Source organism: Blastococcus sp. TF02A-30 (assembly GCF_003319185.1).
GTDB lineage: Bacteria > Actinomycetota > Actinomycetes > Mycobacteriales > Geodermatophilaceae > Blastococcus.
The window spans coordinates 351,855-366,082 of sequence record NZ_QOHJ01000001.1; the positions used below are offsets into that span (position 1 = coordinate 351,855).

14 protein-coding genes and 1 pseudogene are annotated in these 14,228 nt (G+C 75.1%); 11 read left to right on the forward strand and 4 right to left on the reverse strand.

The window, feature by feature from the left end; all coding sequences use genetic code 11:
- Window positions 1-5 precede the first annotated feature (5 nt).
- Together mftB and mftC are read left to right on the forward strand one after the other, a co-directional pair.
- On the forward strand, window positions 6-293 hold the full coding sequence (gene mftB, locus DQ241_RS01630; RefSeq protein ID WP_113828407.1) for a mycofactocin biosynthesis chaperone MftB: 288 nt from the start codon (window positions 6-8) through the stop codon (window positions 291-293).
- A complete protein-coding gene (gene mftC, locus DQ241_RS01635) occupies window positions 290-1,504 on the forward strand; it encodes a mycofactocin radical SAM maturase (RefSeq protein WP_113828408.1) in 1,215 nt (404 codons plus the stop codon). Before mftB ends, mftC begins: the two co-directional genes overlap by 4 nt.
- Here mftC and DQ241_RS01640 read toward each other — a convergent pair.
- From DQ241_RS01640 to DQ241_RS21415, 3 genes and pseudogenes are all read right to left on the reverse strand, one after another.
- Window positions 1,501-1,980: a pyridoxamine 5'-phosphate oxidase family protein gene (locus tag DQ241_RS01640; RefSeq protein ID WP_113828409.1), complete on the reverse strand. Its 480-nt coding sequence runs from the start codon at window positions 1,978-1,980 to the stop codon at window positions 1,501-1,503. The genes mftC and DQ241_RS01640 overlap by 4 nt on opposite strands.
- A 37-nt stretch (window positions 1,981-2,017) precedes the next feature.
- Complete coding sequence (locus DQ241_RS21250; protein WP_255410955.1) at window positions 2,018-2,146, reverse strand: YchJ family metal-binding protein; 129 nt, start codon at window positions 2,144-2,146, stop codon at window positions 2,018-2,020.
- A gap of 116 nt (window positions 2,147-2,262) precedes the next feature.
- Window positions 2,263-2,394 (reverse strand): annotated as a pseudogene (locus tag DQ241_RS21415) (SEC-C metal-binding domain-containing protein); the annotation flags it as partial.
- Window positions 2,395-2,427: 33 nt separating this feature from the next.
- Between DQ241_RS21415 and mftE the strand changes: the two are divergent.
- Window positions 2,428-3,123, forward strand: coding sequence for a mycofactocin biosynthesis peptidyl-dipeptidase MftE (mftE, locus tag DQ241_RS01650; RefSeq protein WP_113828410.1), 696 nt, complete (start codon window positions 2,428-2,430; stop codon window positions 3,121-3,123).
- Window positions 3,124-3,145: 22 nt separating this feature from the next.
- Here the strand turns inward: mftE and DQ241_RS01655 are convergent, their stop codons facing one another.
- The gene (locus DQ241_RS01655) at window positions 3,146-4,144 is read right to left on the reverse strand and encodes an iron-siderophore ABC transporter substrate-binding protein (RefSeq protein ID WP_113828411.1); all 999 of its coding nucleotides are present in this window, start codon (window positions 4,142-4,144) and stop codon (window positions 3,146-3,148) included.
- Between the two features lie 110 nt (window positions 4,145-4,254).
- Between DQ241_RS01655 and DQ241_RS01660 the strand changes: the two genes are divergently transcribed.
- The 8 genes from DQ241_RS01660 to DQ241_RS01695 all read left to right on the forward strand — a co-directional run bounded on the left by DQ241_RS01660 (window position 4,255) and on the right by DQ241_RS01695 (window position 14,177).
- A complete protein-coding gene (locus tag DQ241_RS01660) occupies window positions 4,255-4,803 on the forward strand; it encodes a cysteine hydrolase family protein (RefSeq protein WP_113828412.1) in 549 nt (182 codons plus the stop codon).
- Window positions 4,800-6,188 carry a mycofactocin biosynthesis glycosyltransferase MftF gene (gene mftF / locus DQ241_RS01665; RefSeq protein WP_113828413.1) on the forward strand — a complete coding sequence of 463 codons (1,389 nt, stop codon included), beginning with the start codon at window positions 4,800-4,802 and terminating at the stop codon, window positions 6,186-6,188. The genes DQ241_RS01660 and mftF overlap by 4 nt, the downstream gene beginning before the upstream one ends.
- Before the next feature lie 49 nt (window positions 6,189-6,237).
- Window positions 6,238-7,509, forward strand: a complete 1,272-nt coding sequence (locus tag DQ241_RS01670; protein WP_233492149.1) for a multidrug effflux MFS transporter — start codon at window positions 6,238-6,240, stop codon at window positions 7,507-7,509.
- A gap of 192 nt (window positions 7,510-7,701) precedes the next feature.
- A complete protein-coding gene (locus DQ241_RS01675; protein ID WP_233492150.1) occupies window positions 7,702-8,919 on the forward strand; it encodes a phytochrome sensor protein in 1,218 nt (405 codons plus the stop codon).
- A complete protein-coding gene (locus DQ241_RS01680) occupies window positions 8,900-10,141 on the forward strand; it encodes an MFS transporter (RefSeq protein WP_113828416.1) in 1,242 nt (413 codons plus the stop codon). The genes DQ241_RS01675 and DQ241_RS01680 overlap by 20 nt, the downstream gene beginning before the upstream one ends.
- Before the next feature lie 213 nt (window positions 10,142-10,354).
- Window positions 10,355-10,849 carry a (2Fe-2S)-binding protein gene (locus tag DQ241_RS01685; RefSeq protein ID WP_113828417.1) on the forward strand — a complete coding sequence of 165 codons (495 nt, stop codon included), beginning with the start codon at window positions 10,355-10,357 and terminating at the stop codon, window positions 10,847-10,849.
- The gene (locus tag DQ241_RS01690) at window positions 10,846-13,323 is read left to right on the forward strand and encodes a xanthine dehydrogenase family protein molybdopterin-binding subunit (RefSeq protein WP_113828418.1); all 2,478 of its coding nucleotides are present in this window, start codon (window positions 10,846-10,848) and stop codon (window positions 13,321-13,323) included. Before DQ241_RS01685 ends, DQ241_RS01690 begins: the two co-directional genes overlap by 4 nt.
- Window positions 13,320-14,177, forward strand: coding sequence for a xanthine dehydrogenase family protein subunit M (locus tag DQ241_RS01695; protein ID WP_113828419.1), 858 nt, complete (start codon window positions 13,320-13,322; stop codon window positions 14,175-14,177). The genes DQ241_RS01690 and DQ241_RS01695 overlap by 4 nt, the downstream gene beginning before the upstream one ends.
- The last annotated feature ends 51 nt before the right edge of the window (window positions 14,178-14,228 follow it).

Consider the following 14,228-nt stretch of genomic DNA (forward strand, 5'->3'; position numbering starts at 1 on the left):
CGACGATGACCGTCCCGGTCGAGGTGGCCTTCGACCCCGGTCTCCCCTGGCAGCGCGCCCGCTCGGTCGCGCTCCGGCCGGAGCCCTTCGGCGCGCTGGTCTACTCCTTCCGCAACCGGAAGCTGTCCTTCCTCAAGTCGAGGACGCTCGTCGCCGTCGTCGAGGCGCTGGCCGAGCACCCGTCCGCCGACGCCGCGCTGACCGCGTGCGGCGTGACCGACGCCCAGCGGGGTGCCTACGTGAAGGCGCTGGCCGACCTCGCCCGTTCCGAGATGATCGAGGTGCGCGCATGACCGCCGTCGTCCCCCAGCGTCCCGTGGGCGGGCGGCTGGTCGACCAGTTCGAGTACGGCCTGGACGCCCCGATCTGCCTGACCTGGGAGCTCACGTACGCCTGCAACCTGGCGTGCGCGCACTGCCTGTCCTCCTCCGGACGGCGCGACCCGCGCGAGCTGTCCACCGCCGAGGCCGAGGCGGTCATCGACGAGCTGCAGCGGATGCAGGTCTTCTACGTCAACGTCGGTGGCGGCGAGCCCACGGTCCGGCCGGACTTCTGGCACCTGCTCGACTACGCCATCGGGCACGACGTCGGCGTCAAGTTCTCCACCAACGGCGTGAAGCTGGACAAGGCGCGGGCCGCGCAGCTGGCGGCGACCGACTACGTCGACGTGCAGATCTCCCTGGACGGCGCCACCGCCGAGGTCAACGACCGCGTCCGCGGCACCGGCTCCTACGCCACGGCGATCCGCGCCCTGGAGAACCTGGCCGAGGCCGGGATGAAGGACTTCAAGGTCTCCGTCGTCGTCACCCGCGAGAACGCGGGGCAGCTCGACGAGTTCAAGGCGCTCACCGACTCCTTCGGCGCCCAGCTGCGGATCACCCGGCTTCGCCCCTCCGGCCGCGGGGCCGACGTCTGGGACCAGCTGCACCCGACGGCGCAGCAGCAGCGCGAGCTGTACTCGTGGCTGCTGGCCAACGGCGACGGCGTCCTCACCGGCGACTCGTTCTTCCACCTCTCCGCGTTCGGCGAGGCGCTGCCCGGCCTCAACCTGTGCGGCGCCGGGCGGGTGGTCTGCCTGATCGACCCGGTCGGCGACGTCTACGCCTGCCCGTTCGCCATCCACGAGAACTTCCTCGCCGGCAACGTCCGGGACGAGGGCGGCTTCCAGCGGGTGTGGCAGCAGAGCGAGCTGTTCGCCGACCTGCGCAGCCCGCAGACCGGGGGCGCCTGCACGAAGTGCGCGCACTTCGACGCCTGCCGGGGCGGCTGCATGGCGGCGAAGTTCTTCACCGGCCTGCCCCTCGACGGGCCCGATCCCGAGTGCGTGCAGGGCTACGGCGAGGCCGCGCTGGCCGCCCGCGACCTCGACCTGGCGACGCCGCGCAGCTCCGTCGACCACTCGCACACCGGGCCGGTGCGCGGCCAGCCCACGCTGCTCGGTATGCCGGCGATCCCCGCCAAGCCGTGCAACGAGTCACCGCTGGCGGGAACCGGCCTGGGCTAGAGGTCGACCTTCTCGTTCTTCCCGGCGTCGATGCGCTCACCGGTGGCCTTGGCCTTCACGAAGCTGAACGCCGTCGCGAGCCGCCCGCCGGGGCTGTCCCAGTACTCCGCGGAATCGCCCTCGACCTTCAGCAGCACGACCTCCGGGTCCTCGGGGCCGTTCGGGAACCAGGCCTCGACCGCGCCGTTCCACAGCTCCTTCTTCTTCGCGAGGTCTTCGACGACGCGGGCGTGACCGGTCAGCGAGACCCAGGTGCCGCCGGACCCGATGCCCACGTTGACCTGCGGCGACGCGGTGATGTGCGCCACCGGGGAGGAGCTGCGCTCGGCGAAGAACCACAGGTCGCCGTCGAACTCGACCTCCTGCAGCGTCATCGGGCGGCTGGTCAGCTTCCCCCCGGGCATGACGGTGGTGAGGAAGCCGAAGCGCTCCCCCTTGATCAGCTCGGCGACCTTGCGGGTGTCCTCTGCGCTCATGCGACGCACGTGCCCACGCCGGGTGGCCGCGACACCCTCACACCGCGTCGAGGTAGCGCCAGGCGCCGTCCTCGCGCAGGAACCGGCTGAGCTCGTGCTGGTCGCCCGAGCGGCCGCCGGCGGCCCAGTGCGCGCGGAACTCCACGGTGCCCTCGGTGGTGAGCATGCCGCCGCCGGTCGTGGCCAGGACCTCCAGCCCGGTCCAGCGCAGGTCCGGGTCCAGCGCGAGGGAGGACGGCCGGGTCCTGGAGTGCAGGTGGCCAGCAGGTACGCCGCGTCGCCGACGGCGAAGGCGCTGTACCGCGAGCGCATCAGCTGCTCGGCCGTCGCCGCGGCCGCGGTGCCCTCGTGCAGCCGGCCGCAGCAGTCGGCGTAGGTCGGGCCGGTGCCGCACGGGCAGGGACGGGGTGCCATGGGGCCAGTCTGCCGTCGTGCGAGGCTGCGCCGGTGACGTCCCTCGGGAGCACCACCTGGCCGGAGATCCCCGAGCGGCCGCTGCTCGTCGTCCCGCTCGGCGCGGTCGAGCAGCACGGGCCGCACCTGCCGCTGGCGACCGACACCGCGCAGGCCGAGGCGGTGGCCCGCGCCGCGCTGCCCGACCTGGGCCGGGCGTTGCTCGCCCCGGCGCTGGCCTACGGGGCGAGCGGCGAGCACGAGGGGTTCTCCGGGACGGTGTCGCTCGGCACCGCGGCGCTGACGGCGGTGCTCGTCGAGTACGGGCGCTCGGCCTGCCGGTGGGCGGGGCGGCTGCTGGTGGTCAACGGGCACGGGGGCAACTACGACGCCCTGCGCGCGGCGGTGCCCCAGCTGCGGCAGGAGGGGCGGGACGTCGCCTGGTTCCCGCTCGCCGTGCCGGGAGCGGATGCGCACGCGGGGCGCACCGAGACGTCGCTGATGTTGCACGTGGAACCGGCTGGGGTGCACGAGGACCGGGCGGAGGCGGGGGAGACGGCGCCGCTCCGCGAGATCCTGCCGCGGATGCGGGCCGAGGGCGTGCGGGCGGTCAGCCCGAACGGCGTGCTCGGCGATCCGGCCGGCGCCTCGGCCGCGGAGGGTGCGCGGCTGGTGGCCGAGCTGGCCGGCCGGCTGGCCGGAGCGGTGCGGGAGTGGCGGGTGGACCCCGCCGGGCGGCTCGTCGGCTGAGCGCCCGGCGGGGTCCGGTGGATCAGCCGCCGAGGGCGTCGGCGAACAGCGGGACGGTGTTCTCCAGGGCGTAGCGGATGCCCGGCGCCGTGCCGATCGAGAAGGCGTTGGCCAGGGTGGTGTCCTCCAGCACGACGGCGCGGCCCTCGGCCACGGACGGCAGCGCCTGCCACAGCGGGTTGCCGGTGAACTCCGAGGCCTCGACGAAGATCGGGAAGGCGACGGTCAGGTCGGCGTCGAGCAGGTTGACGTTCTCCTGGCTGATCGGCACGAAGAAGCTCTCCGTGGCCTGGTCCTGGATGGCCGGCTTGTTCGTGAAGCCGAGCTGCTCCATGAAGTCGACCCGGGCGTCGCCCCGGACGTAGGCGCCGAAGCCGTCGGAGGTGAAGGCCGCGACGACGACCTCCTTCCCCGCGAACTCGGGGTGCTCCGCGGCGGCGTCCTCGAACGCCTGCTGCACGTCGGCGGCGACGTCCTCGGCCTCGTCGGTGCGGCCCAGCGCCTGGCCGACCAGCTCGAGCTGCTGGTCCCAGGTCGTCTGGTACGGGTCGACGCCCTCGGGCATGCCGACGGTGGGGGCGATCTCGCTGAGCAGGTCGTAGCGCTCCTGCGTGCCGTCGGACTTGGTGTCGAGGATCAGGTCGGGCTCCAGGGCGGCGATCGCCTCGAAGCTCGGCTCCATCGTCTCGATGATCTCCGGCGCCTCGTCGTAGCGGCCCTCCGACCACGGCCCGACGCCTTCGCCGCCGAAGGCCAGCCAGTCGCTGGCCCCGACCGGCTGCACGCCGAGGGCCAGCGCGGTCTCGGCGTCGCCCCAGCCGAGCGCCACCACGCGGGTCGGCTCCTCCTCGATGGTCACGTCGCCGAACTGGGTCGAGACGGTCACCGGGAAGGCGTCGGACGACGACGCCGACCCGCCCCCACCCTGCGACTCCGGCTCGTCGTCGGAGCCGCAGCCCGACACGAGGAGGGCGGTGGCGGCCAGGACGGCGGCACCGCGGACGGCGATACGGGCGGGCATGCGGTTCTCCTCCGGGAACGACTCAGGTAAGGCGAACCTAAGCACACGTCGATCACGGGGAGGTCACCGCCGGTCCCGCGGCCTCCCGGCGCCCGGGAGATGATCGCGGTGTGACCGCAGCGGATCTCGAGGGCTGGCTCGTCGTCGTCGACCTCCAGAACGTGTTCGGCGACGAGGGCTCGCCGTGGACCGCGCCGCGCTTCGAGGAGGCCCGCGCCCGGGTCCGGCGGCTCGTGGCGGCCTACGGCGACCGCGTCGTCTGGACCCGCTTCGTCGCGCCGGCCGAGCCGGTCGGGGCCTGGAAGGAGTACTACGAGCAGTACGACTTCGCGCTCCAGCCGCCGGACTCCCCGCTCTACCAGCTGGTCGAGGACCCGGGCGACGCGCCGGTCGTCGACGCCACGACGTTCGGCAAGTGGGTGCCGGAGCTGATCGACGTCGTGGGCCAGGGGCCGCTCACCGTCGTCGGCGTGGCCACCGACTGCTGCGTGCTGTCCACCGTGCTGCCGGCCGCCGACGCCGGGGTGCCGGTGCGCGTGGTCGGCGACGCGTGCGCCGGGTCCTGCGACGAGGACCACGAACGCGCGCTGCGGATCATGGGCCTGTACGCCCCGCTGGTGGAGATCACCTCCACCGACGAGGTGCTGGCCGGCCGATGAGCCCGTCGGGCCGGCTGCCCGACGGGTTCGCCGTCCGGCTCGACCCGGCGGTCCGCCGGCGGGACGGCGGTGCGGTGCTGCTCGGCGGCTCCCCCCTGCGGCAGCTCCGGCTGTCGCCCCGCGCCCGAGCGCTGCTGGCCGGGGACCGGCTGGTTGTCCGGGACGACGTCACCGCCGCGCTGGCCGCCCGGCTGCTCGACGGGGGGCTGGCGCACCCCGACCTGGCGCCGGTCCCGGTCGACGGCGTCACCGTCGTCGTCCCGGTCAAGGACCGCCAGGCGGAGCTGGCCCGGCTGCTGGCCGCCCTGCGCGCGGACCCGGCGACGGCGGAGCTGCCCGTCGTCGTGGTCGACGACGGCTCGGCGGTGCCGGTGACCGCCGACGGCGCCACGGTCCTGCGGCTGGCCGCGAACCGGGGCCCGGCCGCCGCCCGCAACGCCGGGCTGCGCGCGGCGACCACCCCCTTCGTCGCCTTCCTCGACAGCGACTGCGTCCCCCGGCCGGGGTGGCTGGGCCGCCTGCTGGCGCACCTGGCCGACCCTCGGCTGGCGGCCGTCGCCCCGCGGATCACCGCGCTGCCCGGCCGCGGCTGGGCGGCGCCGTACGAGGCGGCGGTGAGCGCGCTCGACATGGGCCCGCGCCCGGCGCCGGTGCGGCCGCTGTCCGCGGTCGCGTACGTGCCCAGCGCCGCGCTCCTGGTCCGGCGCGCGGCGCTCGGCGACGGTTTCGACGAGTCGATGCGGGTGGCCGAGGACGTCGACCTGGTCTGGCGGCTGACCGCTGCCGGGCAGCGGGTGCGCTACGACCCGGCGGCGGAGGTCGCGCACGAGCACCCCGGGACGACGGCGGGGTGGCTGCGCCGCCGCGCCTTCTACGGCACCGGCGCCGCGCTGCTCGCCGCCCGCCACGGCAGCGCCGTCTCCCCGCTGGTGATCGCGCCGGAGACGGCGGCGACCTGGGCGCTGGCGCTCGCCGGCGGGAGATGGGGCCGGCTCGCGGCGGCCGCCTGGCTGGCCCGGACGTCGGTCCGCCTCGCCGCCCGGCTGGCCGGCCCGGACGAGCCGCCGCCGGTCGGGCTCACCGCGGGGCTGGTCGTCCGGGGCGCGGGGGCCGCGGGCGCCGCGCTGGCGCGCTCGGTCACCCGGCACCACTGGCCGCTCGCCGTCGTCGCAGCGCTGGTCTCGCGGCGGGGCCGGCGGGTCGTCGTCGCGGTGGCGGTCGCCGACGGGCTGCTGGCGTGGCGGCCGCACCGCGGGCGGGTGGGACCGGTCCGTTTCACCGTCGCCCGGCGGCTGGAGGACCTCGCCTACGGGGCGGGGCTGTGGGCCGGGGCGGTGCGGGCCCGCGACCCGCGGGCGCTGCTGCCGGCGCGCCCGCCGCGGTGACGCGCCGACGGGCGGAATGCGCCGCGCGGCGCAGGACTTGCCGTCCCTCGTGACCTGCACCGAGGACCAGCCCCGCGTCGACGCCCCAGTGACGGCCGCGCGGGCGCCGGGGATCGCCCGGCTGGCGCTGCTCCTCGGCGGCTTCGTCGCCATCGGGCCGCTCACCATCGACATGTACCTGCCGGCGCTGCCGACCATCGAGCGCGAGCTCGAGACGACGTCGGCCGCGGTGCAGCTGACGCTGACCGGCACGCTGATCGGCCTCGCGCTGGGCCAGCTGGTCCTCGGCCCCGTGTCCGACGCCCTGGGGCGCAAGCGCCCGCTGCTCGCCGGCACCGCGCTGCACGTGCTCGCGTCGCTGCTGGTCCTCGTGGCGCCGAACCTCGCGGTGCTCGGCGCGCTGCGCGTGCTCCAGGGCGTCGGGACGGCGGCCGGCGCGGTCATCGCCATCGCGATCGTGCGCGACCTCTACGACGGCCGGGCCGCGGCGACCATGCTGTCGCGGCTGTTCCTCGTCCTCGGGGCGGCGCCGGTGCTGGCGCCCACGATCGGCGGGGAGCTGCTGCGCTTCACGTCCTGGCGCGGGATCTTCGCCTTCCTCGCCGTCTACGGGGTGCTGATGATCCTGGTCGGGGCCCGCGCCCTCCCCGAGACGCTGCCCGCCGAGCGGCGGCAGAGCAGCGGGGTGCGGGGCACGCTGCGCGGCTACCGCGCGCTGTTCCGCGACCGCGCCTACGTCGGCCTGGTGCTGGTCGCCGGGCTCACGATGGCCGGGCTGTTCAGCTACGTGTCCGGCTCCGCCTTCGTCTACCAGGGCCAGTTCGGCCTCGACGAGCAGCAGTTCGGCCTGCTCTTCGGCGCCGGCGCCTTCTGGCTGATCGCCGCCACCCAGCTCAACCCGGTGCTGCTGCGCGTCTGGTCGCCCCAGCAGCTGCTCGTCGCGGGCACCGTCGCCGGGGCGGCGGCCGGTGCCGCGCTCGTGGTGCTGGCCGGGACCGGGACCGGCGGGCTGCCCGCCGTCGCCGGATCGCTGTGGGGCGTGCTCGCCGCCTGCGGCCTCGCCCTGCCCAACGCGCCGGCGCTCGCGCTCTCCCGGCACGGCGACACCGCCGGCACCGCGGCCGCGCTGCTCGGGGCGATCCAGTTCGGCGTGGGTGCGGTCGTGTCGCCCGTCGTCGGGCTGCTCGAGAACGACGCGGTCGCCATCGGCACCGTCGTCGTCACCGCCCTGGTGCTGGCGCTCGTGGTCCTCGCGGTCGTCGTCCGGCCGTGGGAGCTGCCCGTGCCGGACGACGACGCGCTGCCCGCCGTCGCGCACTGAGCCCTCCCCCCTGGTCAAAACCGGTGGTGGGGGTCACGATGTCGGGGACATGAGCTCCTGCGCGGGTGCCCGCTGACCGCGGCCTCCCCCTGGCTGGCCCTCGCCGGGCGCCAGCCGGGTCCAGCCCTGACCCGGCGGCTCCGTGCCGCCCACGAGCAGCTCCTCACCGGCGCGGGCGAACCGTCCGACGACGTGCTGCGCACGGTCGTGCGGGACTCGTGGCGGCGCAGCCTCGGGCACGGCGTGGACCCCGACGGCGGGGCGCCCCCGGTCGAGCTGCTCGACGCCGACCTGATCGCCTACCGGGAGGCGCACCCGCTGGCCCCGGTCATGCCGGTCGTCCGCCGGCTCCTGGTCCAGGACGCCGAGGCCGACCAGGTGATCGTCGCCGTCACCGACGCAGCCGGCCGGATGCTGTGGGTGGAGGGCGACGCCCGGCTGCGCTCGCGCGCGGAGGGGATGAACTTCGTCGAGGGCGCCCGATGGGCCGAGGACGTCGCCGGCACCAACGCGCCGGGCACCGCGCTGGCCCTCGACCACGCCGTCCAGATCTACGGCAGCGAGCACTACCGCCGCCCGGTCCAGCCCTGGAGCTGCTCGGCCGCCCCGGTGCACGACCCGCACACCGGCGCGCTGCTCGGCGCCATCGACGTGACCGGCGGCGACGCGGTGGCCGGGCCGCACGTGCTCACCCTGGTGCGGGCGACCGTGGCCGCGGTGGAGGCCGAGCTGCGCTGGCTGCGGCGGGAGCAGGCGCCCTCCCGGCCCGTGCCGCGCCCGGCTGCCGCGCCCCGGCTGCAGGTGCTCGGCCGGGAGCGGGCCCGCCTGGTGCTGCCCTCCGGCCCGGTCGAGCTCTCACCGCGGCACTCCGAGCTGCTCCTGCTGCTCGCCGACGCCGCCGGGGAGGGCCGCAGCTCGGCCCGGCTCGCCGCCGAGGTGCACCCCGGCGACACGGCGGCGGTGACGGTGCGCGCCGAGCTGTCCCGGCTGCGCCGGCTCGTCGGCGCCGACCTGGTGGGCTCGCGGCCCTACCGGCTGCTGCGCCGGGTGGAGTCCGACGCCGACGCGGTGCGCCGCCTGCTGGCGCAGGGAGCGGTCGGCCCGGCGCTGGAGCGCTACGCCGGCCCGGTGCTGCCGACGTCGACCGCGCCCGGGGTGGTCGCCGTCCGCGATCGGCTCGGCGCGCTGCTGCGCGGGGCGGTCCTGCGCAGCCGCCGTCCCGAGCTGCTGCTGCGGTACGCGCGGCTGCCCGAGGCCCGCGACGACGCCGGCGTCTGGCAGGCCTGCGTCGAGCTACTGCCCGCGGGCACGCCGGGGCGGGCGACCGCCGCGGCGAATCTGCTGCGGCTGCGCGGGAACAACGGGCGGCACCCGGCGCTTCGCACGGGGAGTGAGCTCCGCCCCCGCTGACGCGCCCGCGCCGTCCCCCGCCCGTCTCGTCGCCGCGATCGTCGCGCTCGCCCTGGGCGGCTTCGCGATCGGCACGACCGAGTTCGTGACCATGGGGCTGCTGCCGGACGTCGCCGAGGGCGTGGACATCTCCATCCCGACCGCGGGGCACGTGATCTCCGCCTACGCGGTGGGCGTGGTCGTCGGGGCGCCGGTCATCGCCGCGCTGAGCACCCGGCTGCCGCGCCGGGCCGTGCTGATCTGGCTGATGGTCGCCTTCGTCGTGGGCAACTCCCTCACCGCGCTGGCCTCCGGCTACGGCCCGCTGCTGGCCGCCCGCTTCCTCGCCGGGCTGCCGCACGGCGCCTACTTCGGCGTCGCCTCGCTGGTGGCCGCCTCGCTCGTGGCGCCGCACCTGCGCGGGCGGGCGGTGAGCTCGGTGATGCTCGGGCTGGCGGTGTCCAACGTGGCCGGCGTCCCCGCCGCGACGTGGCTCGGGCAGCAGCTGGGCTGGCGCAGCGCCTACTGGGCCGTGGTGGTGGTCGGCGCGCTGACGAGCCTCGCGGTGGCCGCCGTCGTCCCGTCCAGCCCGGGGAACCGGGAGGCGACGGTGCGCACCGAGCTGGGGGCGCTGCGCCGCCCGCAGGTGCTGCTGACGCTGGTCGTGGGCGTCGTCGGGTTCGGCGGCATGTTCGCCGTCTACAGCTACATCGCGCCGCTGGTCACCGACGTCACCGGCATGTCCCGCGGCTCCGTGCCCCTGGTGCTGCTCGCGTTCGGCCTCGGCGGCGTCCTGGGGACGGCGCTCGGCGGCCGGCTGGCCGACGTCGCGCTGTTCCGCTCGCTGGTGGGCGCCAACGTGGTCACCGGCGTCCTGCTGGCGCTGGTCCAGCTGGCCGCCCGCACCCCAGTCACGATCGTCGCACTGGTGTTCCTCTTCGCGGCCAGCGCCTCCACCCTGGTGGTCTGCCTGCAGATGCGGCTCATGGAGGTCGCCGGCGAGGCGCAGATGCTCGGCGCCGCGCTCAACCACTCGGCGCTCAACGCCGCCAACGCCCTCGGCGCGTGGCTCGGCGGCGTGGTCATCGCGGCCGGCCTCGGCTACACGGCGCCCGGGCTGGTCGGCGCCGGCCTGGCGGTGCTCGGCCTCGTCGCGCTCACCGCGTCCGGGCTGCTGCGCCGCCGCGAGCTGCGTGCGGCGGCGGGTGCGCGCCTCGCGCGGGAGCAGCTGGCCACCGCCTGACCGTTGCGCGCTGAGCGTGGTCCCGACGGCGGGACGACCACGCTGGGCGCGCAGCCGCTCGGTCTGCAACTCCGTCGCAACGTCGTGGGCGCCCGAAATCGCAGGTCGCGAAGGCACCGCGCAGGTAAGTGTGGCCTCAGTCACGTCTCTGTTGCCAGACTCCGCTCGAGGCCCCCGGGGCCGGTGGGACCCCTGCAACGGAGCGGAGGACGTGTGAGCCAGATCAGCGTGCGGGTCGACGGGGTGGACTACGTCGACGAGGTCGAACCGCGGACCCTCCTGGTCCACTACCTGCGGGAGCAGCTGGGCAAGGTCGGCACCGTCGTCGGGTGCGACACCAGCAACTGCGGGGCGTGCACCGTCCACCTCGACGGCGAGGCGGTGAAGAGCTGCACCGTGCTGGCCGTCCAGGCCGACGGTGCCGAGGTGACCACCATCGAGGGCGTCGGCCGCGACGGCGCCCTGCACCCGGTGCAGAAGGCCTTCCACGAGATGCACGGCCTGCAGTGCGGGTTCTGCACCCCGGGGATGATCATGGCCTCCATCGACCTGCTGGCCGACAACGCGGACCCCAGCGAGGACGAGGTGCGCGAGGGCATCGAGGGCAACCTCTGCCGCTGCACCGGCTACCAGAACATCGTCCGCGCGGTGCAGGCCGCCGCCGCGGAGATGGGTACGGCCGAGATGGGCACGGGGGCCCAGGCATGACCGCCGTCGAGGACGCGCCGGCCACCACCGCCCCGGAGCGCGAGGTCGGCAAGGCGCGCCGCCGCAAGGAGGACGCGCGGCTCATCACCGGCCGCACCACGTGGACCGACAACATGGTGCTGCCCGGGATGCTGCACCTCGCCGTCGTCCGCAGCCCCGTCGCGCACGCCAAGATCACGAACGTCGACGTCTCGGCGGCGCGCGAGGCGCCCGGCGTCGTCGCCGTCCTCACCGGCCGCGACCTCGCCGACGAGCAGGGTTCGATCCCCTGCGCCTGGCCGGTGACGCCGGACATGGTCAACCCCGGGCACCCGTCGGTCGCCGTCGACGAGGTCAACCACGTGGGCGAGGCCGTCGCGATCGTCGTCGGCCGCAGCCGGACCGCCGCCGTCGACGCGCTGGAGCTGGTCGACGTCGACTACGAGCCGCTGCCCGTGGTGCTCGACATGGAGCAGGCGCTGGCCGAGCAGCCCGACCTCTGCCACGACCACCTGCAGTCCAACCAGTCGTTCCGGTTCGTCTTCGACGCCGGCGAGGCGGGCACCGGGCAGGACACCGAGCAGGCGTTCGCCGAGGCCGACGTCGTGGTCAGCCGCCGGTTCGTGCAGCAGCGGCTGATCCCGGCGTTCATGGAGCCGCGCGCCGTCGTCGTCCAGCCGCAGGGCGACAACTACACGATGTGGTCCTCGACCCAGGTGCCGCACATCCTGCGGCTGATGCTGGCGATGATCACCGGCATCCCGGAGCACAAGCTGCGCGTGGTCGCGCCCGACGTGGGCGGCGGGTTCGGCGGGAAGCTGCAGGTCACGCCGGAGGAGGTGCTCTCGCTGCTGGTCGCCCGCCGGCTGGGCAAGCCGGTGAAGTGGGTGGAGACCCGCAGCGAGTCGCTGATGAGCGCCCACCACGGCCGCGACCAGATCCAGTACATCGACATCGCCGCCGACCGCGAGGGCAACGTCAAGGGGCTGCGCTGCCGGATCCTGTCGGACATGGGCGCCTACCTGCGCCTGGTCAGCCCGGGCGTGCCGGTGCTGGGCGCGTTCATGTACGTCGGCATCTACAAGTTCCCGGCCTACCGCTTCGACTGCCAGGGCGTCTTCACCAACAAGACGCCCACCGACGCCTACCGCGGCGCCGGCCGGCCGGAGGCCACCTTCGCGATCGAGCGGATCATGGACGAGCTCGCCGTCGAGCTCGGCATGGACCCGCTGGAGCTGCGGCGGAAGAACTGGATCAAGGCCGAGGAGTTCCCGTTCACCACGGCCGCCGGCCTCGAGTACGACAGCGGCGACTACGACACCGCCACCCAGCAGGCGCTGCAGCTGCTCGGCTACGACGAGCTCCGCGAGGAGCAGCGCCGCCGCCGGGAGTCCGGGGACCCGGTCCAGCTGGGCATCGGGTTCTCCACCTTCACCGAGATGTGCGGGCTGGCGCCGTCGCGGGTGCTCGGCTCGCTGTCCTACGGCGCCGGCGGGTGGGAGCACGCCTCGATCCGGATGCTGCCCACCGGCAAGGTCGAGGTCGTCACCGGCTCGACGCCGCACGGGCAGGGCCACGAGACGGCGTGGAGCCAGCTGGTCGCCGACGAGCTCGGCGTGCCGTTCGAGGACGTCGAGGTGCTGCACGGCGACACGTCGGTCTCCCCGCGCGGCCTGGACACCTACGGCTCCCGCTCGCTGGTGGTGGGCGGGGCCGCGGTGGTCAACGCCGCGCAGAAGGTGATCGCCAAGGCCCGCAAGGTCGCCGCGCACCTGCTGGAGGCCAGCGAGGACGACCTCGACTTCACCGGCGGCTCGTTCTCCGTGCGCGGCACACCCGGTACCGGGGTCAGCATCCAGGAGATCGCGCTGGCCACCTTCGCGGCGCACAACTTCCCCGAGGGCGTGGAGCCCTCGATCGACGCCGACGCCACGTTCGACCCGGTCAACTTCTCCTTCCCGCACGGCACGCACATCTGCGCGATGGAGGTCGACACCGAGACCGGGTTCGTGAAGATCCGCAAGTACGCCTGCGTGGACGACGTCGGCACGATCGTGAACCCGCTGATCGTCGAGGGGCAGGTGCACGGCGGACTGGCGCAGGGCATCGCCCAGGCGCTGTACGAGGAGGCCGTCTACGACGACGACGGCAACCTCACCACCGGCACGTTCGTCGACTACCTGGTGCCCTCGGCCGCCGACCTGCCGCACTTCGACACCGGCAACACGGTGCACGCGGCACCCGGCAACCCGATCGGCGCCAAGGGCGTCGGCGAGGCGGGGTGCATCGCCTCGACGCCCGCCGTCGTCAACGCCGCCCTCGACGCCGTCCGGCACCTGGGCGTCAGCGACATCCGCATGCCGCTGACGCCGGAACGGGTGTGGCGCGCCGTCCACCTCGGTGGGGACGGCGGGGACCGGGCACCGGACCGCACCAACGCCCAGGCCGTGGACTCGGCCCAGGCCGCTTCGATCGCGCAGGGAGGGGACCTGTGATTCCCGCACCGTTCGCCTACGCCCGGCCCACCTCGGTCGACGAGGCGCTGCAGGCCATCGCCGACGGCGGCGAGGACGTGAAGATCCTCGCCGGAGGGCAGTCGCTCATCCCGGTCATGCGGCTGCGGCTGGCCGCGCCGGAGACCGTGGTCGACCTCGGCCGGGTCGCCGGGCTTCGCGGCGTCCGCGAGGAGGACGACGCCATCGTGGTCGGCGCGATGACCACCCACTCCGACGTCATCGCCGACCCGCTCGTGCAGCAGTGGGCGCCGATCGTGGCGCAGGCGACCGAGACCGTCGCCGACCGGCAGGTGCGCCACCGCGGCACGTTCGGCGGGGCGCTGGCGCACGCGGACCCGGCCGGCGACCTGCCGGCGGTCGCGCTGGCCCTGGAGGCGGAGTTCGTGATCGCCGGGCTCTCCGGCCGGCGCACGGTGCCGGCCGTGGAGTTCTTCGTCGACTACCTGACGACGGCGCTGGAGGAGGGTGAGCTGCTCGTCGAGATCCGGCTGCCGAAGCTGGCCGGCACCTGGGGCATGCACTACGAGAAGTTCAACCGGGTCGCGCAGGCGTGGTCGATCGTCGCGGTCGCGGCGCTGGTGCGCCGCGAGGGGGACCGGATCGCCGAGGCGCGGATCGGGCTCACCAACATGGGCCCCACCCCGCTGCGGGCCTCCGCGGCGGAGGCGGCGCTGGCCGGGGTGCCGGCCACGCGGGAGGCCGTCGCGGAGGCGGCGGCGCACGCGGCGGAGAACACCAGCCCCAGCAGCGACCTGAATGCGCAGGCGGACTACCGGCACCACCTGGCGCAGGTGCTGACGCGCCGGGCGGTGATCGCCGCCGCAGGGCTGTAGCTTGGCCTTTCCGCCGGTCCGTACTCGTCCGTCTCGGTCCGGCCCACGTGG